The following is a 20,640-nucleotide window of genomic DNA, read 5'->3' on the forward strand; positions in this document are numbered from 1 at the left end:
CTTACTTCTTCGCGAACTCCCTCGCCGTCTGCCCCTGGAAGTCGTAGACCACGGTCGGCTCGTCGCCCACCACCCAGGCGTCGTGTCCGGGCGAGACGACGTAGACGTCGCCGGGGCCGACCTCGGTCTCGCCGCCGTCGTCCATCCGGATGCGCATGCGGCCTTGGAGGACGTAGCCGTTGTGGTGCATCTGGCAGGTGGCGGTGCCCGCGATCGGGGCCACGGACTCGGTCCAGCGCCAGCCGGGCTCGAACGTCGCCACGGCGAAGTCGAGATCCGTCATGTGGACGGCTTCCATGTGACCGCGGGGGAAATCACGCCGCTCGTCCGGCTTGTCGAGCGTCTTCACTTCCAACATGACGCTCCTCCTCAGTGAGGGATGTGCTTCCATCGTCCGTCCGGCGGGCGGGCCGCGCCATTCAGCCGGTAGTGGTGCCGCACAGCCGGGCGAAGCGCTCGGCGTCGATGTTGCCGCCGGAGAGGATGACGCCGACGCGGCGCGGGAGCGGGCCCGCGCGGCCGGTGAGCAGGGCGGCCAGCGGGGTGGCGCCGCTCGGCTCGATGACGATCTTCAGGCGTTCGAAGGCGAACCGCATCGCGTCCCGGATCTCGTCGTCTGTGACCAGGACGATGTCGTCGACGAGCCGCCGGTTGACGGAGAAGGTGAGTTCGCCGGGTGTGTGCAGGGCCTGTCCGTCGGCGATGGTGTGCGGCACCGGGATGCTGATGCGCCGGCCCGCCTCCAGGGAGCGCTTGGTGTCGTCCCCGGCCTCCGGTTCGACGCCGATCATCCGGATGTCCGGGTGCAGGCCCTTGGCCGCCGTGGCACTGCCGGCCATGAGTCCGCCGCCGCCGACCGGTGTCAGCAGCGCACCCAGCTCCCCCGTCTCTTCGAGGAGTTCGAGCGCGGCCGTGCCCTGTCCGGCCATCACGTGCGGATGCTCGTACGGCGGTATGACGGCGAGACCCCGCTCGGCGGCCAGGGCCTCGGCGATGGCGACACGGTCGCCGGTGTAGCGGCCGTAGGTGACGATCTCGGCGCCGTAGCCGGCGGTGGCCGCACGCTTGGACGGCGGGGCGTCATCCGGCATGACGATCACGGCGGTGGTGCCCAGCTCGCGGGCGGCCAGGGCGACGGCCTGGGCGTGGTTGCCGGAGGAGTAGGCGGCGATGCCGCGGGACATCTGGTCGGGGGCGAGGCGGGAGGCGGCGTTGTAGGCGCCGCGGAACTTGAAGGCGCCGACGCGCTGGAAGTTCTCGCACTTGAGGTGGATCTCGGCACCGGCGAGGGCGTCGAGGGTGCGGGAGCGCAGGACGGGCGTGCGGTGGGCGACGCCGCGAAGCCGGGCGGCGGCGTCCCGGACGTCGTCGAGGGTGACCGGTGGGGTGGTGGTCGTCACGCGTGTCCTCCAGCGGATGTGCCGGACGCCGCACTGCGGGCGGCCCGGGCCTGGGAGAGGTAGTTGTAGGCGGAGGCGCGGGAGATGCCGAGCCGGGCGGCGACCTGCTCGACCGCGCCGCGCACGGCGAAGACCCCGCGCGTGTCGAGCCCGCCGAACAGCTCCAGGCGCTCGGCGCGGTCGAGCTCCGCCCAGCTGCCGCGCTGTTTCGACTGGTGGGCGTCGACGAGCGCGTCGACGACGGAGTCGATGTCGTTGCCGAAGGTGGTGGTCGGCAGCTCGGCGGGGGCCGCGCCGACTCCGGCGAGGGCGCCGAGCAGGTCGTGGACCTGGCTGACGGCACTGACGTCCACGTTGACGCAGAGCGCGCCGAACACGGCTCCCGTGGAGTCCCGCAGCACCATCGTGGAGGACTTCACCAGTGTTCCGTTCCGGGTGCGGGTGACGTAGTTCAGGTCGTCGGCCGCCTCGTCCCCGTGGGACAGGACGCGCATGCCGATCTCGCTCATCGCGCCGCCCACCTCCCGCCCGGTCACCGATCCGGCCACGGCGACGACCGACTTCTCCGGGTTCCGGTAGTCGTGCAGCACGACTTCGCAGACCGGCCCGAAGGTCGCGGCGATCCCGTCGACCACCGGTGTCAGCGCGGCGAGGATCGCGTCCCGTTCCGCGGTCAGAGTCTCTCGCATGACCCTAGACTACAGGTCCAACTTCTGGACCACCAGTCCAGAAATTCCCAACAAGTGGCAATGGTTTCCACATGACTTCGACCAGAACCCGCTCTTGACATTCATTTCCATCTAGCGTGGCGCCTGCCGACCACCCCGGCACCCCCTCTGCACATCCGTCCTGGAGGAGCCATGCCCCTGTCCACGTCCCGCCGCCTGGCGCTGCTGACCAGCGCGTCACTGGCCCTTCTCGCGGGCTGCGGCAGCTCGTCGGACTCCGCCGACGCCAAGAGCACCTCGCCCGAGGTGCCCGTGGTCGCCTCCACGAACGTCTACGGCGACATCGTGCGCAGCATCGGCGCCGACAAGGTCGACGTCACCTCGGTCATCAGCGACCCCGACCAGGACCCGCACTCCTACGAGGCCGACACCCAGAACCAGCTGGCCCTGTCCAAGGCGAAGGTCGTCGTCGAGAACGGCGGCGGCTACGACGACTTCGTCGACCGCATGCTCAAGAGCGGCCACAACGACTCCGCCCAGGTGATCAACGCCGTGCGGGTGTCCGGCAAGACGGCGCCGAAGGGCGGCGAGCTGAACGAGCACGTCTGGTACGACTTCCCCACCGTGGCCCGCGTCGCCGACCGCATATCCGCGGCCCTCGCCGAGGCCGACCCCGTCGACGCGGCCGCCTTCCGGAAGAACGCCACCGCCTTCAAGGCGAAGCTCGCGCCGCTGGAGGCGAAGGAGGCACGGATCAAGAAGGAGCACGGCGGCGGCGCGGTCGCGATCACCGAGCCCGTACCGCTGTACATGATCGAGGCGAGCGGCCTGGTGAACAGGACGCCCGCGGAGTTCAGCGAGGCGATCGAGGAGGGCGACGACGTCTCGCCACGCACCCTCCAGGAGAGCCTGGCCCTGTTCAGCGGCAGGAAGGTCGAGGCGCTCGTCTACAACGAGCAGACCTCCGGCCCGCAGACCGAGAAGGCGAAGGCGGCGGCCAAGGCGGCCGGCATCCCCGTCGTGCCCGTGACCGAAACGCTGCCGAAGGGCAAGGACTACCTCGGCTGGATGACCTCCAACGTCGACGCGCTCGCGAGCGCGCTGGCCAAGTGACCGCCGTGTCCCGGCAGGACGGCACTCCCGTCGTCCGTCTGCGCGGCGCCGCCCTGTCCTACGGCGAGCGCACGGTGTGGAGCGGCCTGGACCTCGACGTACGTCCCGGGGAGTTCCTGGCCGTGCTGGGGCCGAACGGGGCGGGCAAGACCAGTTTCGTACGGGCGCTGCTGGGCCGTCGGCCGCTGTCCGCCGGAACGCTGACCGTCCTCGGCCGGCCCGCTCGCGACGCCGCCCGGCACATCGGTTACGTCCCGCAGCAGGCGGCGCTGTCCGCGCAGGCCATGCTGCGCGCCCGGGACCTCGTGCGGTTCGGCATCGACGGGCACCGCTTCGGGCCGCGCCTGCGCACCGGCGCGGTCCGCCGCCGGGTGGACGAGATCCTCGAGTCGGTGGGGGCCGCGGCCTACGCCGACGTCCCGCTCGGCATGCTGTCCGGCGGCGAACGGCAACGCGTGCGCATCGGGCAGGCCCTGGCGACCGATCCGCGGCTCCTGCTGTGCGACGAGCCGCTGCTGTCGCTCGACCTGAACCACCAGCGGGCCGTGACCGAGCTGATCGACGCCCGGCGCCGCTCGCAGGGCACGGCGGTGGTCTTCGTGACGCACGAGATCAACCCGGTGCTGGGGATGGTCGACCGGGTGCTGTACCTGGCCCCCGGCGGCCACCGCGTCGGCACCCCGGACGAGGTGCTGACCTCCGAGTCGCTGTCCCGGCTCTACGGCACGCGGGTCGACGTGGTGCGCGTGCGCGGGCGGGTCGTCGTCGCCGGGGCCCCGGACGATCCGGCCGCGCCGCCGCACCATCCCGGGCAGGTTCACGAGACGGACGGAGTGCGCGCATGACGCTCGCCGACGGGGTCTGGCAGCAGATCTTCGACTTCACGGACTACGGCGAACTCCTGGGCCTGGTCCGCAACTCGCTCATCGCGGGCGTGGCGCTGGGGCTCGTGGGCGGGCTGGCGGGGGTCTTCGTCCTGATGCGGGACCTGCCGTTCGCGGTGCACGGCATCAGCGAGCTGTCCTTCGCGGGCGCGTCGGCCGCGCTGCTGCTGGGTGCGAACATCGTGGCGGGCTCGATCGCCGGTTCGCTCCTCGCGGCCGGCGCCGTCGGGGTGCTGGGGGCACGGGCCCGGGACCGCAACTCGGTGATCGGCATCATCATGCCGTTCGGGCTGGGTCTCGGGGTGCTCTTCCTCGCCCTCTACAAGGGCCGGGCGGCCAACAAGTTCGGGCTGCTCACCGGTCAGATCGTCGCCGTGGACACCCCGCAGATGTCGTGGCTGCTCGGCACGTCCGTGCTGGTGCTGATCGCCCTGGCGGTCATGTGGCGTCCGCTCGCTTTCGCCAGCACCGACCCGGATGTCGCGGAGGCACGCGGGGTGCCGGTGCGCACGCTGTCCTTCGCGTTCATGCTGGTGCTCGGGCTCGCGGTCGCCCTGTCGGTGCAGGTCGTCGGGGCGCTGCTGGTACTCACGCTGGTCGTCACTCCGGCCGCGGCCGCCGCCCGCGTCACCGCGTCGCCGGTGCTGCTGCCCGCGCTGAGCGTGCTGTTCGCCGTCGCCTCGATCGAGGGCGGCATCCTGCTCGCGCTGGGCAGCAGCGTTCCCATCAGCCCCTACGTCACGACGATCTCGTTCGGCATCTACACGGTGTGCCGGGTGGCCGGGAGCTACCGGACCCGGCGGTGGGGATCGCGGCGGACGGCGGTGGGGGCGGCATGACGCGGTCCGTCCAGTCGCGCGGCAGCGGGATCGTCCGCTCGACGTGCTCCTCGTGCAGGTGGTGCCCACTGCCCGGCCAGTGGTCGACGCGGGACCCGGGCACGGTCAGGGTGCCGCGTTCCCAGGCGGCCGCCTCCGCCGAGGTCCGCACCGTGAGCGCGGGCCGGGTCCGGCGGCGCAGGTACGCCTCGCTGTGGGGGCGGACGCCGACCGCGCCCGGGCGGCTCGGGGCCTTCGACGTCACGGCGCCGGGCACGCACGGCAGACTGACCGACCGTCAGGGCGCGAGCCGGCGCAGTCGTTCCGCGTCGCAAGTGCGGAGGCAGGTGGCGCAGGCCACCGTCTGCGCACCCCGGCCCCTTGAACAGCCCGCGCCGCCCGGCGCCCGCCGGAGAGACCCGGCGGGCGCCCAGGGGGTGTCAGGCCGCGGCCAGGGCCCGTGGCGCGGCCGGGGCCGGTTGCTCCGCCTCGGCGAGCAGGGCCAACAGTGTCGCCCGGGCGCGGGCCACGCGGGAGCGGACGGTGCCGACCGGACAGTCGCTCAGCTCGGCGGCCTCCGCGTACGGCAGGCCCAGCATCTGGGTGAGGACGAACGCCTCGCGCCGCTCGTCCGGCAGTGAGGCCAGCAGCTCCAGCAGCGCCACGCCGTCGTCGAAGCCGGGCAGACCGCGCGGCTGGGCGAGCTCGGCCGCCGGCTCCCAGTCGGGCAGGTCGGCCGGGCGGGGGCGGACGGCGGTGTACCGGAGGCTGTCGGCCACCGCACGCCGGGCGATGGCCAGCAGCCAGGTACGTGCCGAGGAGCGGCCCTCGAACCGGTGCAGGCTGCCGAGCGCCCGCAGGAACGTGTCCTGCGCAAGATCGTCCACGGCCTGCGGATCGGCGCACAGATGGGCGACGTAGCGGATGACGTCGCGGTGCAGGGCGCGCACGAAGCGGTCGACGGCGACGGGGTCACCGCCGCGGGCGGCCAGCGCCCAGGCGGTTATCGACTCGTCGGCCGACGCCGGGGGCTCTCTTCTCTCGTGCGAAAGGGGCAGGGCAGGAGTGATCACCTGGTGTCCTTCTCGGAGTTCCGGGACCACGGGAGGGCGTGCACGGGCGTACGTGATGCCGGGCGTGCGCGCACGACTGCGCGGTCCGGTGAGTGAGGGACGGGCCGTGCCCGATGGGCCGGACCCGTACGGCACCGGGGCGTGCAGGGGCCGCCCCGGGACCTACCGGCTGCCGTCAGACGGCAGCGGCCCTCACCGGTGGCCCTCGGGAGGTGATCGCGTGGACGAGAAGGAGGAGGCGCGGCGCCCGGTCCGAGGACCACCACCGTACGCGCACGGGCGGGGGCGGCGGTGCGGGCAGGGCGAACAGCAGCCGCAGCGGCGCGGCCAGCCGGCCGCCCACGGCACGCAGCAGACGGAAGACGGCCCGCTCCCCGTGCCCCAGCCACAGGCCGCACAGCAGGGCGGCGAGCAGGTGGGCGGCGAGCATCCCGAGGGACGAGTCACCGCCGGGAGTGTGTCCCGCGTGCCCCATGTGCTCGGAGATGGGCATGGGGGTGGGCATGGACGTCCGCATGGGCTCCGCGGATCCCACGCCGTGCCCGATGGATGCCGTACCGCTGGTCCCCATGTGCATGGAGTCCGGCGCCGACGGCACGAGCGAGAACGCCGAGTGCAGGGCCGTCTGGACGGCCACGGCGACGGCGACGACCAGCCGGAGTCCGCGCTCGCGGCCCGCCAGGCACCAGCCCGCCACGCCCGTCACGGCCCAGCCGGCCAGCAGCGTCCGGAGGGGCACCTGGTCGCCGGACATCATGACGTGTCCCAGGGCGGCGAGCACGACACAGACGGCCGCGAACACCGCGGCCCGTATCGTGCGAGCACACCGCCCAGCCGTCATGGCGCCTCATCCTCGCATCCGGCCCCGCTCCGTCGCCCAGGGGTACGGACATCGCCCGGGACGGGCACTCAATCCACGCCATGTGATCCAAACCACTGTCCGTGAACCGGAGTTCAGCGGGGGGCGTGCGGGCCGATCTAGAGTGCTCGTCATGACGACAGCAGCCAGGCCGGCCACCCAGGCCTATCTCTCCGAGTTGTTCTCCCTGCACGGCCGGACCGCGGTGGTCACGGGCGGCAGTTCGGGCATCGGCCGCGCCATCACCGGTGCCCTCGCGCGCGCCGGGGCGAGCGTGGTGGTCGTGGCCCGTGGCGAGGCAGGACTGACCGCGACGGTCGAGGAGTTGACGGCCGGGGGCTGCCGCGCCGCGTGGGTCAGCGCGGACCTGAGTACGCGCGAGGGTGTGCGGACGGCCGCCGAGCGGGCCGTCGAGGCGTTCGGGGAACCCGACATCCTCGTCAACAGCGCCGGGATCAACGTGCGTCCGCCCATGGACGAACTCACCGAGGACGTCTGGGACCTCACGATGGCCGTCAACCTGGACGCGCCCTTCCTGCTGGGCCAGCGCTTCGGCCCGGGCATGGCGGAGCGCGGTTACGGGCGGATCCTGCACATCAGCTCGCAGCAGGCGCACCGGGCGTTCGTCCAGAGCGGTGCCTACGGCGCCTCCAAGGGCGGCCTGGAGTCGCTGGCGCGGTCGCAGGCCGAGGCCTGGTCGCCGCGCGGCGTCACATGCAACGTACTGGTGCCGGGCTTCGTCATGACACCGCTCAACGCGCGGCTGTCGTCGGATCCGGAGAAGGTGGCCGCCCTCGCCGAACGCACGCTGATCGGGCGGAACGGACTGGCCGAGGACTTCGCGGGGGCGGCGGTCTTCCTGGCGAGCCCCGCGTCCGCCTACATCACCGGGCAGGCGGTCTTCGTCGACGGCGGCATGTCGGTGCACTGACGCCGTCCCGGCGCCTGCCGTTCAGTGCCCGGAGGGGTCCTTCCGCCATACGAAGACCTCCGTGCTCGGGCCGCGTTCGGAGAACCGGCCCTCCGCGGAGGCCTCCCGCAGCAGCCGGCGCAGGTCCTCCTCGAAGTCGTCCCGGCGTCCTTCGAACAAATGCGGCGCCGAGAACGACATCGAGAACACCCAGGCGACGACATCGTCGACGGTCCGCTCCAGCGCCTGCCCGCCGGGTACGACGAGACGCCGGGGGCCGGAGAACCCCGCCCGGGCGAACACCTCGGCCTCGCCGCCCGCTGTGCCCTGCGGCAGGACTCCGCGGCCCGCCCGCCGCACTGGTCCCAGGTATCGCCTGACCAGGTCGTCCACGGCCGCGTAGGGGACCGCCGGGTGCGGCAGGCCGTCGAGGGTGCGGTGTTCCGTCTTCAGGTCCGCGACGTGCACCACGGCCCCGCCCGGCTGGAGCATGTCCCTGACGGTCGCCGCGACAAGGTCGCGGTCCATCCAGTGGAAGGACTGCGCGAAGGCGGCGACGGCGAACGTGCCGAGCCCCGCGGGCAGCTCCTCGGCGCGGGCCCGCACCCACCGGGTCCTCTCCCCCACTCCCCGCTCCGCGGCCCGGCGTCCGGCTTCGGCGATCATCCCGCGGTCGGGATCCACGCCGACGACCTCGCCGAACAGGTGCGCGAGGCTCAGGGCGACGGTCCCTGGCCCGCAGCCGACGTCGATGAGGCGCCCCGCTCCGTCGGGCCGCAGCGCTTCGGCGAGCGCGTCGGCCAGCCCCGGGGCGTACGGCAGCCGCCCCCGCTCGTAGTAGGCGGCGGTCCCCGAGAACAACGTGTCGTCCCACTCCCAGCCGACCGCCACGCCGCCCACCACCTCACCGCACAGGATTGCGCGATCACCCGACCGGGCGATGCCCCCCGATGATTCCACGGCCCCGCAAGCCACCAGGGACGGCCGGGGATCCGCCGGCCGGGTCTCGGCCGACGGGCGGTTGTCAGTGCCCGGTGTCACGCTGGGCACACCGAATCTGCGGAAGGGAAGCATCGCCATGATCACCACGGAGTTCGCCCCCGGCTCCCCCTGTTGGCTCGACCTCGGCACTCCGGACGTGCGGACCGCCGCGGCCTTCTACGGCGCCGTGCTCGGGTGGGACTACGAGTCCATGGGCGGGGGCGAGGACTTCGAAGGGGGCATGTTCCGGAAGGACGGCAAGATCGTCGCCGGTCTCGGCAAGCTCACGGAGGAGGGAGCGCGCTCGGCCTGGATGCTCTACTTCAGCGTCCCCGACGCGGACGCCACGACGGAGGCCGTGCAGCAGGCGGGCGGCACCGTCCGGGTGGCGCCGATGGACCTCGACGAGTGGGGCCGGATGGCGCAGTACAGCGACCCGCTGGGCGGCCAGTTCGCCGTCTGGCAGCCGGGGACGAGCAAGGGCGTCGACCTGGTCGACCAGCCGGGCTCGCTGTCGTGGACCGAGCTGATGACGAGCGACGCGACGGCCGCGAAGGAGTTCTACGGCGGCCTGTTCGGCTGGCAGTTCGGCGACATGGAGCTGCCGGGCGGTGGAGGCACGTACACCCTCATCACTCCCGCGGGACTGCCCGAGGAGCGCATGCACGGCGGTCTCATGGAGATGGGCAAGGAGAACCTGTCGCTGACGAACGGCCGGCCGTACTGGCACCCGGTCTTCGCCGTGGAGGACTGCGACGCCGCGGTGGCCAAGGCCACCGAGAACGGCGGCAGCGTGCAGATGGGGCCCGCGGACGCGGAGGGCGTCGGCCGGCTGGCCGTCTGCCTCGACCCGGCGAACGCGGACTTCGTGGTGCTCACCCCGGCCGGGAGCTGAGCCCGGCGGACACCCCCTGGCGAGCCGGAAAAGCTTCTTGCATATGATGTGCAAATGCGCAACGTCATCATCAGGGAAGCCACGGCGGAGTATCTCGACGGGGCCCGGGTGGTGATGCTCGACGCGGTGTACCGGGACTTCCGGACGGGATACGTGCCAGGGTGGCACGCCGACATCATCGACCCCGCGTCCTTCTACGTCCTGCCGCCACGGCACACGCTCCTGGTCGCCGTGGACGAGCGGGACGGGACGGTGGCGGCCACGGCGGCGCTGGACGCGCGGGGCCCGGCGCATCCGCCGAACCCGCGCTGGCTGGCGGAGCGGTTCCCCTCGGGCGAGACGGCACAGCTCCGGCGGGTGTACGTGCGCCCCGAGCACCGGCGGCGGGGCCTGGCCCGGCGGCTGGTGGAGGGTCTGCTGGACTTCGCGCGGGCCGACGGTGGGTACCGGTCCGTGTATCTGCACACGTATCCGCACTCGCCCGGTGCGATGGGCCTGTGGCGGACGCTGGGCAAGGTGGTGTGCGACGAGCGGGAGGACGTGCCCGGCGGGGGCAGCGGCGTGGTGCACTTCGAGATCCCCTTCGCCTGAGTGACCCGGGGACGACGGTGAACACCTCGATCTCACCCCTGAGCAGGGGCCTGGCCGCCCTGCGCGTTCTGGTGCGCGGCGGCGTCCCGACGCTGCTGTGGCGGGTCGTGCTCACGGCCGGCCTGGTGGGCGCGATCGGCCTGCTGCCGTGGCTGTCGCGCACCGACCCGGCGCTGACCGTGCTGAAGTCCCGCTCGGCGGACCGCGACCCGACCCCCGAGACGCTGCGCGCCATCCGCGACGAACTCGGGCTCGACGACGGCCCCTTGGCGCTGCTCGGCCGCTGGCTGGGCGGGCTGGCGCACGGGGACGCGGGCACGTCGTGGGTGTCCGGTGCCCAGGTGCTGCCCTCCGTCCTGCCGGCGCTCGGCGCGTCGTTGCTGCTGATGTCCGGCGCCCTCGTCGTCGCCGCCGTCACGGCGACGGCCGTGTGCGCCCGTACCCTCCGGCTCGGCTCGCGGGGCCGGCTCGGCGCGCGCGGTGCCGGCGGCACGGCGACCGCTGTACTGGCGGCGCTGCCCGAGTTCCTCGTCGCCGCGGTGCTCGCCTCGGTGATCGGCGTGCAGCTGGGCTGGCTGCCGGCCCTCGGCTGGTACGGGCCGCGGTGGATGGTGCTGCCCTCGCTGGCCCTCGGCCTGCCGGTCGGCGCGGTCCTCGGGCGGATGCTGGACGACCTGCTGCCCGGCGCGTTCGCCGAACCCTGGGCGCTGGCCGCCGCGGCCCGCGGTGTTCCGCCGAAGTCCGTGGCACGGCAGGCGGTGCGCCGCTGTGTGCCCGGACTGCTGCCCAACCTGGGCCTGTTCGTGGTCGGCCTGACCGGCGGGTCCGTCGCCGTCGAGCAGATCTTCGACATCCCCGGCCTGGGCCGGCTCACCCTGCACGCCGCGCTCGCCCAGGACCTGCCCGTCCTGCAGACCGGCACGCTCACCCTCGTCCTGCTCGCGGCCACCGCCGGCGCCCTCGCCCGGCTGGCGGCCCGGCTGCTGACCGGGCCCGCGCTGCGCGACGGCGCCCTGCACTCCCTGCACCGGCGGGCCCCGCCTCCGCCCCGCGCCCTGCCCCTGCTGTACGGGGCGCTGCTCGCCACGGTCATCGGCCTCGGCCTGCCGCGTGACGCGCTCGCCCTGGACACCCTCGCCCGGCTGCAAGGCCCCTCCCCGGCCCACCCGTTCGGGACGGACGCGCTGGGCCGGGACGTCCTCGCCCGGGTCGCCCACGGCGCGCTGAACACCCTCGGCACGGCGCTCGCGGTGAGTGCCGCGGCCCTTCTCGCCGGGCTGCTGCTGGGGCTGCTGCCGCGGCTGTCCGGGCCGCTGGTCGACACCGTCAGTGCCGTACCGCCCGTCCTGGCCGGGCTCCTCGTCGCCGGCGTCACGGGCAGCGGCCCCTGGGCGCCCGCCCTCGCCGTCGGTGTCGTGGCCTGGTCCCCGCTGGCCGCCCACACGTCCTCCCTGCTGCGTCAGGAGCGTGCGACCACGCACCTGGCCGCCACCCGTGCGCTGGGTGCCGGGCGGGGACACCTGCTCCGGCACGAACTGCTGCCCGCCGTCCTGCCGCCGGTGGCCCGGCACGCCCTGCTCCGGCTGCCCGGCGTCGCGCTGAGCCTCGCCGCGCTCGGCTTCCTCGGCCTGGGCGCACAGCCGCCGTCCCCCGAGTGGGGTCTGCTGCTCGCCGAGAACCAGCCGTACGCCGAGCGCGCCCCGTGGGCCGTCCTCTTCCCGGCCGCCGTACTGGTCCTGCTGGGTGCGCTCGCGGTGACGGCCGCCGACGGCGTCCGCCCGCCCCGGCGGCGCGGGCGGACCGACAGCGCGGCGGGGCCGCCCGGCGACCGGGTCGTGCCCGCCCCGCGGCAGCGGCCGGACCACGGCGACGCCCTTCTGACCCCCGTATCCCTCTCAGCGAGAGAAGAACGATGACAGGCCCCATATCCCGCGTCCTGGCCCGCCGGGCCGCCCCTGCGTCCGGCGAGGAGACACCCGACGGCGCGACGCCCAGGGCTCCGCGCGAGAGCACCTGGCGGCTCTGGCGGGACCTGTCCCCGCTGCTGCGGCTGCTGATCGTGACCCAACTAGCCTTCAACGTAGGCTTCTACGCCGTGCTGCCGTTCCTCGCCGAGCACCTCGGCACCGCGATCGGCATGGCGGGCTGGCTGGTCGGCTTCGTGCTCGGGCTGCGCACCTTCAGCCAGCAGGGCCTGTTCGTGGTCGGTGGCTCGCTCGTCGACCGCTACGGCGTGCGCCCGGTCGTGCTGGCGGGCTGCGTGCTGCGGATCGCCGGGTTCGCGTGGCTCGGGTACGCGGAGGCGAGCTGGACCGTGATCGGGGCGGTCCTGGTGATCGGCTTCGCCGCCGCGCTGTTCTCCCCCGCCGTGGAGTCCGAGGTGGCCCGCCAGGCGGTGGTCTGGGAGGAGGAAGGACACGGCTCACGCACCCGTCTCCTGGCCCTGTTCAGCGTGGCGGGCCAGGCCGGGGCCTTCGTCGGACCGCTGCTCGGCGCGCTGCTGCTCGCCGTCGACTTCCGCACCGCGTGCCTCGCGGGCGCCGCGGTGTTCGTGCTCGTCCTGGCCGGACACGTGTGGCTGATGCCGCAGCACATCCCCGGCCGGGTCCGGACCCGGGAGAAGGGCGGGGCGCGCATGCTGCTGCGCAACCGCCGCTTCCTGGCGCTGTGCTGCGCGTACGGCACGTACCTGCTCGCCTACAACCAGCTGTATCTGGCCCTGCCCGACGAGGTGCAGCGCGCGGCGGGCTCCCAGGCGCCGCTGTCCTGGCTGTTCGCCCTGTCCTCGGTGCTGGTGGTGTTCGCCCAACTGCCGGTGACCCGCTGGGCGGGCGACCGGCTCGACCTGCGCCGCTCCATGACCGCCGGGCTGCTGCTGATCGCGTCCGGTTTCGCGGTGGTGGCCGCGGCGCGCCCCGCCGGCTGGACGGGTACCGCCGGGCTGCTGCCGGCCGCGGGGTTCGTCGTGCTGCTCACCGTCGGACAGATGCTGGTCGTGCCCGCCGCCCGCGCCTGGGTGCCCGATCTCGCCGAGGAGGGCCGGATCGGCCTCTACATGGGTGCGCTGTCGTCCGTCTCTGGCCTGATCGTCCTCGCCGGCAGCGCGGCCACCGGCTCCCTGCTCGAAGCGGGCCTCCCGCCCGCCGTGCCCTGGCTCCTCCTCGCGGCCGTCCCCGCCCTGGCGGTGACACTGCTGCCGCGCCGGAAGGAGCGGGCGCAGGGGGCGGGCTTGGCGGCCTGACGACAGGCACAGGCACAGGCACAAGGGACGGGCGCGGGAGGCCTGACGGCAGGCGGAGATACAGGGCCGGGCGCGCAGAGGCCGACCGCAGACGCAGGCGAAGGCGCAGGCGGCGAACGCGCGGCAGCCGACCACAGGCAGCGAGAGGCGGGTGCCCGGCAGCCCGACCACACGCGCAGACGCAGGAGGTCGGCTCGCGGCGGCCCGACCGCGGCATACGGAGACGCACCGGCCCGGCGCGCGGCTGCCCGGCAGCCCGACCATACGCGCAGACGCAGGAGGCCGGCTCGCGGCAGCCCCGACCGCGGCATACGGAGACGCACGGGCCCGACGCGCGGCTGCCCGGCGAACAGGCCGAGACGTAGAGAAGGGAGAGAAGAGAGGGAAGGCACAGCGGCGGCCCGATCCGGCGGCCGGCGAGGCGCCGGGGACAGCCTGGGCAACCACGTGCGTCGCGCCATCACCCCGGCGGGGCACCGCTCCGCTCCCCGGTTTCCTGGACCGTACCGTCCACGGCACCGCACCGGGGAACGGTGGTCACGCAGCGCCAGTATCCTGGGTCGGCTGCGGCACCCCCCACCAATCCCCGCTCCGACGCGGGGAGTTACGGCCCGCGGCGAGGACCTTCCCACGAGCATAGGACGAGGACGAGTGCTGCTAGCGGGCCGCTACCGGCTGGACGTTGAGATCGGGCGCGGCGGAATGGGAGAGGTCTGGCGTGCGTACGACGAGACGCTCGCCAGAGCGGTGGCCGTCAAGCTGCTGCTGCCTCAGGACACCGACGCGACGGCGACCTCCCGGTTCCGCCTGGAGGCCCGGACGGCCGGGCGTCTCAACCACCCCAACGTGGTCGGGGTCCTGGACTTCGGCGAGTACGACAACCGCCTGTACCTGGTGATGGAGCTGGTCGAGGGCGACAGCCTCGCCCGGGTGCTGTCCGTCTCCGGCGCGCTCCCCGCCGAGCGGGTGGCCCGGCTCGCCGCGCAGGCCGCCGCCGGACTCGCCGCCGCGCACGAGCAGGGCATCGTGCACCGCGACGTCAAACCCGCCAACCTCCTGCTGGACGCGGGCGGCACGCTGAAGATCGGCGACTTCGGCATCGCGCGTTTCCTCGACGACCCGGGCGCCGCGCTCACCGCGACCGGCCAGATCGTCGGCACCGGCCTCTACCTCGCGCCCGAACGGGCCCTGGGCCGGCCCGCGGGTCCCGCCTCCGACACGTACTCCCTGGGGTGCGTGCTCTACCAGCTCCTCAGCGGCCGCCCGCCGTTCCAGGCCGACACCGCCGTCGCACTCCTGCACCAGCATCTCGACAACGCCCCCGTACCGCCCCGGGAACTCGGTGTCGCCGGTCTGCCGCCGGCCTTCGAGAGCTACCTCCTCGCCCTGCTCGCCAAGCAGCCCGAGGACCGGCCCACGGCGCAGCAGGCCGCCGAGTGGTTCGCCGGCGGCGCGTGGCGGGGGCTGCCCGAGCCGCTGCCGGAGGCGGCGTCGCCGGTGCCGCCCGCCGGGCCGGGGCCGTACACGGCAGCCGACACCGGCACCGGCACCGGCACTGGCAGCCCGGCCACGTACGCGCTGCCCACCGGGTCCCGCACCGCTTCGGGCGGGCGTTCCCGTCGCGCCGCGCCCCGTGGCGGTCTCGGCCACCACCGCAGGACGGCCGCGGCGGTGGCCGCGGCGGCCGTCTTCCTCGCCGCGATGCTCGCCGGCATGCAGTGGTTCTCGCCCGACGACACCGCGACGGAGGGCACGGAACCCGACGTGTCCCCGTCCGCGAGCAGCCCGGCAGCCCCCTCGCCCGGCGACTCGGCCGACTCCGCCGACCCCCTGGCCTCCGCCCCGGCGGCCGCCACGACGCCGACGGCCGGCACAGTGGCCGATGTCACTCCCTCCACCACGGCACCCGCTTCCCCGGCCCCCGCCGAAGCGACGACCGGCGCCACGAGCCCGGCGCAGGAGACGAGCAACAGCTCGCCGGAGAAGGCTGACAAGCCCCAGCAGGAACAGCCTCCACAGTCCGGGGACAGTGGGGAGGACGAGGGCGACGACGGGGACGACTGAGCCCTCCTGCGCCGGTGTGCGAGCGGTCGCCCCTTCACGCGCCCCCTCGCGCGCCCCCTCGGCTGGCTTGTCATGGCCCTTATCCCGGCATTACTGTCACCACGCCTTGGTGAACGGGAAATCCGGTGTGATGCCGGTGCGGCCCTCGCCACTGTGATCGGGAAGTCCGGCTCCGGCCCTCACGGGCGGCCACTGGGTCCTAGGGCCCTGGCGTCGCATTCCCGTCTGCCGCGCGACGTCTGGCACGCACGCTCGCCGCGTTGCCGAATCGCCCACGTGGCTCCGCCACGGGGGCGCTCCGGCGCCTTGCGATCGCATGCGCCAGACGCCGCGCGGCCCGCCCTTCGGGCGGACGACGGGAATGTGACGCCAGGGCCCACGGCCCCGGGAAGGCGGAGTACGGGCGGTGGGACCCGTGAGCCAGGAGACCGGCCAAGGCGCGTCAACCATCCACGAGGTGCTGGAGAGGGTCTGCTGAGCCATGCACATTGCCGAGGGTTTCCTGCCGCCGGCGCACGCGGCCGCCTGGGGCGTCGCGTCCGCGCCGTTCGTCCTCCACGGGGTCCGGTCGCTCACCCGTGAAGTGCGCGAGCACCCCGAGAGCACCCTGCTCCTCGGTGCCTCCGGTGCCTTCACGTTCGTCCTGTCCGCTCTGAAACTGCCGTCCGTCACCGGCAGTTGTTCCCACCCCACCGGCACGGGCCTGGGCGCCATCCTGTTCCGGCCGCCCGTCATGGCGGTGCTGGGCACCATCACCCTGCTCTTCCAGGCGCTGCTGCTCGCGCACGGCGGTCTGACCACGCTCGGCGCCAACGTCTTCTCCATGGCGATCGTCGGCCCCTGGGCGGGCTACGCGGTGTACCGCCTGCTGCGCCGCTACGACGTGCCGCTGATGGTCGCCGTGTTCTCCGCCGCGTTCGTCGCCGACCTGTCCACCTACTGCGTCACCAGCGTGCAGCTGGCGCTCGCGTTCCCCGACCCGGGCAGCGGGTTCCTGGGCGCGCTCGGCAAGTTCGGCTCCATCTTCGCCGTCACCCAGATCCCGCTCGCGGTGAGCGAGGGACTGCTGACGGTCCTCGTGATGCGGCTGCTGGTGCAGTCCAGCAAGGGCGAACTGACCCGGCTGGGTGTGCTCGTGGCCGGGAAGCAGTCCCGGAGCGAGACCGAGGAGGTGGCCCGATGAGCAGGAACACGAAGATCAACCTTCTGCTGCTGCTCGCCGTGGCCGCGCTCGCCGTGCTGCCGCTCGCGCTCGGCCTCGGCGACCACAAGAAGGAGCCGTTCACCGGCTCCGACGGCGAAGCGGAGACGGCGATCACCGAGATCGAGCCGGACTACAAGCCCTGGTTCTCCCCCCTGTACGAACCGCCGTCCGGTGAGATCGAGTCGGCGCTGTTCTCCCTCCAGGCGGCCCTGGGCTCCGGTGTCCTCGCCTACTACTTCGGCCTGCGCCGGGGCAGGCGGCAGGGTGAGCGGCGGGCGCGGGAGCGGGGGCCGGACTCCGGGAACGCGGCGGACGGTACCGCCGAGAAGTCCCCGGCCGAAGGGGCCTGAGCCGCGTGCTGCCGATCGACGCGGCGGCGCACAGCAGTCGCTGGCGCCGCCGCCATCCCGTGGACAAGGCCGTCCTCGGCCTGGGTCTGACCCTGCTGGCGATCTCGCTGCCGCCCTGGCCGGGCGCGGCTCTGGTGCTGCTGACCGCCCTGGTGGTGCTGCTGGGTCCGGCGGGCGTGCCCGGGCGCCGGCTGTGGCGGGCCTACCGGGTGCCGCTGGGTTTCTGCGTGACCGGCGCGCTGACGCTGCTCGTGCAGGTGGGCGGGCCGGGCGGCTTCGTCTCCCTCACCGGTGACGGGCCGGTCCGGGCCGGGGAGTTGCTGCTGCGCACCTCGGCGGCCTCCCTGGGTGTGCTGCTGTTCGCGTTCACCACGCCCATGTCCGACCTGCTGCCGCGGCTGGTCCGGGCCGGGGTGCCCGCGCCGGTCGTCGACGTGGCGCTCGTGACGTACCGGATGAGCTTCCTGCTGCTGGACTCCGTGCGCCGGGTCCGTGACGCCCAGGCCGCCCGGCTCGGGCACACCACGCGGGCCGCCGCCTGGCGGTCCCTGGGCGGACTCGGCGCCACCGCGTTCGTCCGGGCCTTCGACCGGGCGGTCCGCCTCCAGTCCGGACTCGCCGGGCGCGGCTACGACGGCACCCTGCGCGTCCTCGTGCCCGAGGCCCGTGTCTCCGTCCGCTTCACGACGGCCAGTTGCGTGCTCCTCGCGGCGCTGGCCGTCCTCACCTTCGTACTGGAAAGGCCGCTGACATGAGCGAGCCCGCCCTCGTCGCCCTGCGGGGCGCGTCCTTCGCCTACGAGGACGGCCCGGCCGTGCTCAGCGGCCTGGACTTCGAGATCCGCGAGGGGCGCGCGCTCGCGCTGCTCGGCCGCAACGGCAGCGGCAAGACCACGCTGATGCGGCTCCTCAGCGGCGGACTGCGGCCCCGCGAGGGCCGGTTGACGGTCGCGGGGCAGCCGGTGACGTACGACCGCAAGGGCCTGACCCGGCTGCGGACGACCGTCCAGCTGGTGGTGCAGGACCCGGACGACCAGCTCTTCGCGGCGTCCGTCGAGCAGGACGTGTCGTTCGGGCCGCTGAACCTCGGTCTGGACGACGCGCAGGTGCGGGCGCGGGTGGCGGAGGCACTCGTCGCCCTGGACATCACCGCCCTGGCCGACCGGCCCACCCATCTGCTCTCCTACGGGCAGCGCAAACGCACCGCCATCGCGGGCGCGGTCGCCATGCGGCCCCGTGTCCTCGTCCTCGACGAGCCGACGGCCGGACTCGACCCCGACGGCCAGGAACGGCTCCTCACCACGCTCGACGGACTCCGTGAGGCCGGCACCACGGTGGTGATGGCCACCCACGACGTCGACCTCGCGCTGCGCTGGGCCGACGACGCGGCGCTCCTCACCCCGTCCGGGGTCCGCACCGGGCCCGCCCCCGAGGCACTGGCCCGCACCGATCTGCTCCGGGAGGCGGGGCTGCGACTGCCGTGGGGAGCCGCCGCGGCGGAACTCCTGCGCGCGCAGGGGTGGTTGACCGGCGCGGAGCCGGGGCCGCGGACGCCCGCGGAACTCGCCGCCCTCGCGGCCGGACGGCTGGGCACGCCGGGAGGCTGAGGGGCGACCCGGAGACTGAGGGCCGCCCGAAGACTGAGGGGCGCCCGGAGACTGGGGGGCGCCCGGAGACTTGGGAGTCTTCGTCGCTGTCGTCAGCGCAGGACCGGCGGTGTCCAGTCGGCATGCCGCAGAATGGCGCGGACGGTCGCGCGGGAGGGGGCCAGACGGAGAGCGGTGTTCCGCGCGGCGACGGCCAGCGGGTGGGTCAGTTGCTGCCCCATCCGGCCGGCCTGGCGGGCGGCGCGTGCGACGGACTGGGTGCGCGGGCGGCGCTCGGCGTCGTAACGGGCCAGCGCCGATGTGACGGTGGGCTCGGTGGCGAGTGCGGCGGCCAGCACGGCCGCGTCCTCCAGCGCCTGGCAGGCGCCCTGGCCGAGGTTCGGGGTCATGGCGTGGGCGGCGTCGCCGAGCAGCGCGATCCGGCCCGCGGTGAACGCCGGCAAGGGCGTCACCAGTTCGTGGATGTCGTGGTGCAGGACGGCGTCGGGGCGGGTCGCGTCCAGCAGCGCAGGGATCGGATCGTGCCAGGTGCCGAACCGTCGGCGCATCGCGTCGAGGGCGTCCGTGTGCCGCACCCCGGGCGGCGAGTTGAGCACTGCGTGCCACTCGGCCCGGCCGTCGGCGAACGCGATGTGCCCGAACTCGGCTCCCCTCCCCCAGGTCAGCTCGAAGTCGGTGGCCAACTCCACCGGGCGCTCGGTGACGGCGCGCAGCACGGTCGAGCCGCTGTAGGCCGGGCCGGGGTGCTGGGGGAACAGCTGGGCGCGCAGCCTGCTGCCCACACCGTCGGCGGCCACGAGCAGATCCGCCTCCAGAGCGGTGTCCCCGAGCGGTATCCGCACCCGGCTGGGGTCGGAGCGGTCGACGGACGTCGCCTCGGCCCCGGTCAGCAGGCACCCGGACGGCAACGCCGCACGCAGCAGGCCGTGCAGCGTGGCCCGCGGGATACCTGCGATCGGTGTGCCCAGTTCGCGTTCGAGAGCGGTCCCGTCCATCCGGGCCAGCCAGCCGCCACCGGGGGCCCGGGTGCCCCCGGTGTACTGGGGCCGCGCAGCCGCGCGCACCGCCTCGCCGACACCGAGGACGTCCAGGGCGCGGATCCCGTTGGCGTGCAGGGAGATACCGGCGCCCGCGTCGTCCAGGACGGGGGCGCGTTCGACCACCGTCACCTCCCAGCCGATCCGGCGCAGACCGAGCGCGGCGGCCAGCCCGCCGATGCCTCCGCCCACCACGACCGCGCTGCCACCCATACCGGCCCTCCCTCGTCCGCCCCGCCACGATCTTTCTACAGATGTAGAAGGATCGTACCCCCGCTCCTCTACAGGTGTAGAAAGGGGGGATGCCCACAGACCGACGTACCGTCCTCGCCGATGCGGCCATCGGTGTGCTCGCCGACGCCGGAATCCGAGGATTGACCCATCGCGCGGTGGACCGGGCGGCTGACCTGCCGCCCGGCACCACGTCCGCCTACTACCGCACCCGCCAGGCACTGCTCACCGCCCTGGTCCGGCGCCTGGTCGCCCTCGACCAGGCGGAACTCCAGGCGATCGGGGACCGGGCTCCGGTGCCGCGGAATGCCGGGGAACTGGTGGCCGGGATCGCCGCGTTCGTCGAGCAACGGCTCACAGGGGAAGGACGACGGCGCTCTCTCGCGCGCTACGCGTGCGCCATCGAGAGCGTGCACCACCCCGAGCTGCGGGAGATTCTCGTGCCGCGCCGGAACGCGGGGCGGCAAGCCGTACGCGACTTCCTGGCCACGCAGGGTGTCGCGGACGCCGAGGACCGCACGGTCACGCTGCTGACCTGTGTGGACGGACTGGTCTTCGACCGGCTGGTGGGGGGCGGATCGGTGTCGGAGCAGGAGATCCGCGGACTCGTGGCGGCGGCGCTCCGACAGCCCGCGCCCACCGGCACCGCCCGCGGCGGGCCCGGTCGGCCGTAAAGCGCTTGTCGGCCCTCGCGGCGCCGCACTAGGTTGCCGAG

21 protein-coding genes and 1 riboswitch are annotated in these 20,640 nt (G+C 74.0%); of the genes, 14 read left to right on the forward strand and 7 right to left on the reverse strand.

Translation table 11 applies throughout. The features are described 5' to 3' along the window. Position 1: 1 nt before the first annotated feature. The 3 genes from QF034_RS02950 to QF034_RS02960 all read right to left on the reverse strand — a co-directional run bounded on the left by QF034_RS02950 (position 2) and on the right by QF034_RS02960 (position 2,089). On the reverse strand, positions 2–358 hold the full coding sequence (locus QF034_RS02950; protein WP_307173403.1) for a cupin domain-containing protein: 357 nt from the start codon (positions 356–358) through the stop codon (positions 2–4). A gap of 61 nt (positions 359–419) precedes the next feature. After that, positions 420–1,400, reverse strand: coding sequence for a pyridoxal-phosphate dependent enzyme (locus QF034_RS02955; protein WP_307173404.1), 981 nt, complete (start codon positions 1,398–1,400; stop codon positions 420–422). Then, positions 1,397–2,089 carry a helix-turn-helix transcriptional regulator gene (locus QF034_RS02960; RefSeq protein ID WP_307173405.1) on the reverse strand — a complete coding sequence of 231 codons (693 nt, stop codon included), beginning with the start codon at positions 2,087–2,089 and terminating at the stop codon, positions 1,397–1,399. Before QF034_RS02960 ends, QF034_RS02955 begins: the two co-directional genes overlap by 4 nt. A gap of 171 nt (positions 2,090–2,260) precedes the next feature. On the opposite strand from QF034_RS02960, the gene QF034_RS02965 reads away from it, so the two are divergent. The 3 genes from QF034_RS02965 to QF034_RS02975 are packed head-to-tail and all read left to right on the forward strand — an operon-like array spanning position 2,261 to position 4,904. Next, positions 2,261–3,181: a metal ABC transporter solute-binding protein, Zn/Mn family gene (locus QF034_RS02965; RefSeq protein ID WP_307173406.1), complete on the forward strand. Its 921-nt coding sequence runs from the start codon at positions 2,261–2,263 to the stop codon at positions 3,179–3,181. After that, the gene (locus tag QF034_RS02970) at positions 3,178–4,026 is read left to right on the forward strand and encodes a metal ABC transporter ATP-binding protein (RefSeq protein WP_307173407.1); all 849 of its coding nucleotides are present in this window, start codon (positions 3,178–3,180) and stop codon (positions 4,024–4,026) included. The genes QF034_RS02965 and QF034_RS02970 overlap by 4 nt, the downstream gene beginning before the upstream one ends. Continuing rightward, complete coding sequence (locus QF034_RS02975) at positions 4,023–4,904, forward strand: metal ABC transporter permease (RefSeq protein WP_307173408.1); 882 nt, start codon at positions 4,023–4,025, stop codon at positions 4,902–4,904. Before QF034_RS02970 ends, QF034_RS02975 begins: the two co-directional genes overlap by 4 nt. 419 nt (positions 4,905–5,323) lie before the next feature. Here QF034_RS02975 and QF034_RS02980 read toward each other — a convergent pair whose 3' ends face one another. Together QF034_RS02980 and QF034_RS02985 are read right to left on the reverse strand one after the other, a co-directional pair. After that, the gene (locus QF034_RS02980) at positions 5,324–5,956 is read right to left on the reverse strand and encodes a sigma-70 family RNA polymerase sigma factor (RefSeq protein ID WP_307173409.1); all 633 of its coding nucleotides are present in this window, start codon (positions 5,954–5,956) and stop codon (positions 5,324–5,326) included. 175 nt (positions 5,957–6,131) lie between these two features. Continuing rightward, a complete protein-coding gene (locus QF034_RS02985) occupies positions 6,132–6,797 on the reverse strand; it encodes a hypothetical protein (protein WP_307173410.1) in 666 nt (221 codons plus the stop codon). Between the two features lie 151 nt (positions 6,798–6,948). Here QF034_RS02985 and QF034_RS02990 point away from each other — a divergent pair, with 151 nt between their 5' ends. Then, positions 6,949–7,746, forward strand: coding sequence for an SDR family NAD(P)-dependent oxidoreductase (locus QF034_RS02990; RefSeq protein ID WP_307173411.1), 798 nt, complete (start codon positions 6,949–6,951; stop codon positions 7,744–7,746). Between the two features lie 21 nt (positions 7,747–7,767). Here QF034_RS02990 and QF034_RS02995 read toward each other — a convergent pair whose 3' ends face one another. After that, the gene (locus tag QF034_RS02995; protein WP_307173412.1) at positions 7,768–8,616 is read right to left on the reverse strand and encodes a class I SAM-dependent methyltransferase; all 849 of its coding nucleotides are present in this window, start codon (positions 8,614–8,616) and stop codon (positions 7,768–7,770) included. 187 nt (positions 8,617–8,803) lie between these two features. Here QF034_RS02995 and QF034_RS03000 point away from each other — a divergent pair, with 187 nt between their 5' ends. The 9 genes from QF034_RS03000 to QF034_RS03040 all read left to right on the forward strand — a co-directional run bounded on the left by QF034_RS03000 (position 8,804) and on the right by QF034_RS03040 (position 18,657). Beyond that, positions 8,804–9,601, forward strand: coding sequence for a VOC family protein (locus tag QF034_RS03000; protein WP_307173413.1), 798 nt, complete (start codon positions 8,804–8,806; stop codon positions 9,599–9,601). A 54-nt stretch (positions 9,602–9,655) separates the two neighbouring features. Then, positions 9,656–10,192, forward strand: coding sequence for a GNAT family N-acetyltransferase (locus QF034_RS03005; RefSeq protein ID WP_307173414.1), 537 nt, complete (start codon positions 9,656–9,658; stop codon positions 10,190–10,192). Positions 10,193–10,263: 71 nt separating this feature from the next. After that, positions 10,264–12,108, forward strand: coding sequence for an ABC transporter permease subunit (locus QF034_RS03010; protein ID WP_307179785.1), 1,845 nt, complete (start codon positions 10,264–10,266; stop codon positions 12,106–12,108). Beyond that, positions 12,105–13,433 carry an MDR family MFS transporter gene (locus QF034_RS03015; RefSeq protein WP_307173415.1) on the forward strand — a complete coding sequence of 443 codons (1,329 nt, stop codon included), beginning with the start codon at positions 12,105–12,107 and terminating at the stop codon, positions 13,431–13,433. The genes QF034_RS03010 and QF034_RS03015 overlap by 4 nt, the downstream gene beginning before the upstream one ends. 651 nt (positions 13,434–14,084) lie before the next feature. Continuing rightward, on the forward strand, positions 14,085–15,497 hold the full coding sequence (locus tag QF034_RS03020; RefSeq protein ID WP_307173416.1) for a serine/threonine-protein kinase: 1,413 nt from the start codon (positions 14,085–14,087) through the stop codon (positions 15,495–15,497). 90 nt (positions 15,498–15,587) lie between these two features. Then, positions 15,588–15,948, forward strand: a riboswitch (cobalamin riboswitch). A 30-nt stretch (positions 15,949–15,978) separates the two neighbouring features. Next, positions 15,979–16,680: an energy-coupling factor ABC transporter permease gene (locus QF034_RS03025; RefSeq protein ID WP_307173417.1), complete on the forward strand. Its 702-nt coding sequence runs from the start codon at positions 15,979–15,981 to the stop codon at positions 16,678–16,680. After that, positions 16,677–17,051: an energy-coupling factor ABC transporter substrate-binding protein gene (locus tag QF034_RS03030; RefSeq protein WP_307173418.1), complete on the forward strand. Its 375-nt coding sequence runs from the start codon at positions 16,677–16,679 to the stop codon at positions 17,049–17,051. The genes QF034_RS03025 and QF034_RS03030 overlap by 4 nt, the downstream gene beginning before the upstream one ends. Positions 17,052–17,056: 5 nt before the next feature. Next, positions 17,057–17,806 (forward strand): cobalt ECF transporter T component CbiQ, encoded by a 750-nt coding sequence (gene cbiQ / locus QF034_RS03035; RefSeq protein WP_307173419.1) that lies wholly within the window; start codon positions 17,057–17,059, stop codon positions 17,804–17,806. Then, positions 17,803–18,657, forward strand: a complete 855-nt coding sequence (locus QF034_RS03040) for an energy-coupling factor ABC transporter ATP-binding protein (protein WP_307173420.1) — start codon at positions 17,803–17,805, stop codon at positions 18,655–18,657. The genes cbiQ and QF034_RS03040 overlap by 4 nt, the downstream gene beginning before the upstream one ends. 92 nt (positions 18,658–18,749) lie before the next feature. Here QF034_RS03040 and QF034_RS03045 read toward each other — a convergent pair whose 3' ends face one another. Beyond that, positions 18,750–19,907 (reverse strand): FAD-dependent monooxygenase, encoded by a 1,158-nt coding sequence (locus tag QF034_RS03045; RefSeq protein ID WP_307173421.1) that lies wholly within the window; start codon positions 19,905–19,907, stop codon positions 18,750–18,752. A gap of 89 nt (positions 19,908–19,996) precedes the next feature. Between QF034_RS03045 and QF034_RS03050 the strand changes: the two genes are divergently transcribed. Further along, the gene (locus QF034_RS03050; protein ID WP_307173422.1) at positions 19,997–20,599 is read left to right on the forward strand and encodes a TetR/AcrR family transcriptional regulator; all 603 of its coding nucleotides are present in this window, start codon (positions 19,997–19,999) and stop codon (positions 20,597–20,599) included. Positions 20,600–20,640: the final 41 nt, after the last annotated feature.

It is taken from the genome of Streptomyces africanus (assembly GCF_030816955.1).
GTDB classification, from domain to species: Bacteria; Actinomycetota; Actinomycetes; order Streptomycetales; family Streptomycetaceae; genus Streptomyces; species Streptomyces africanus.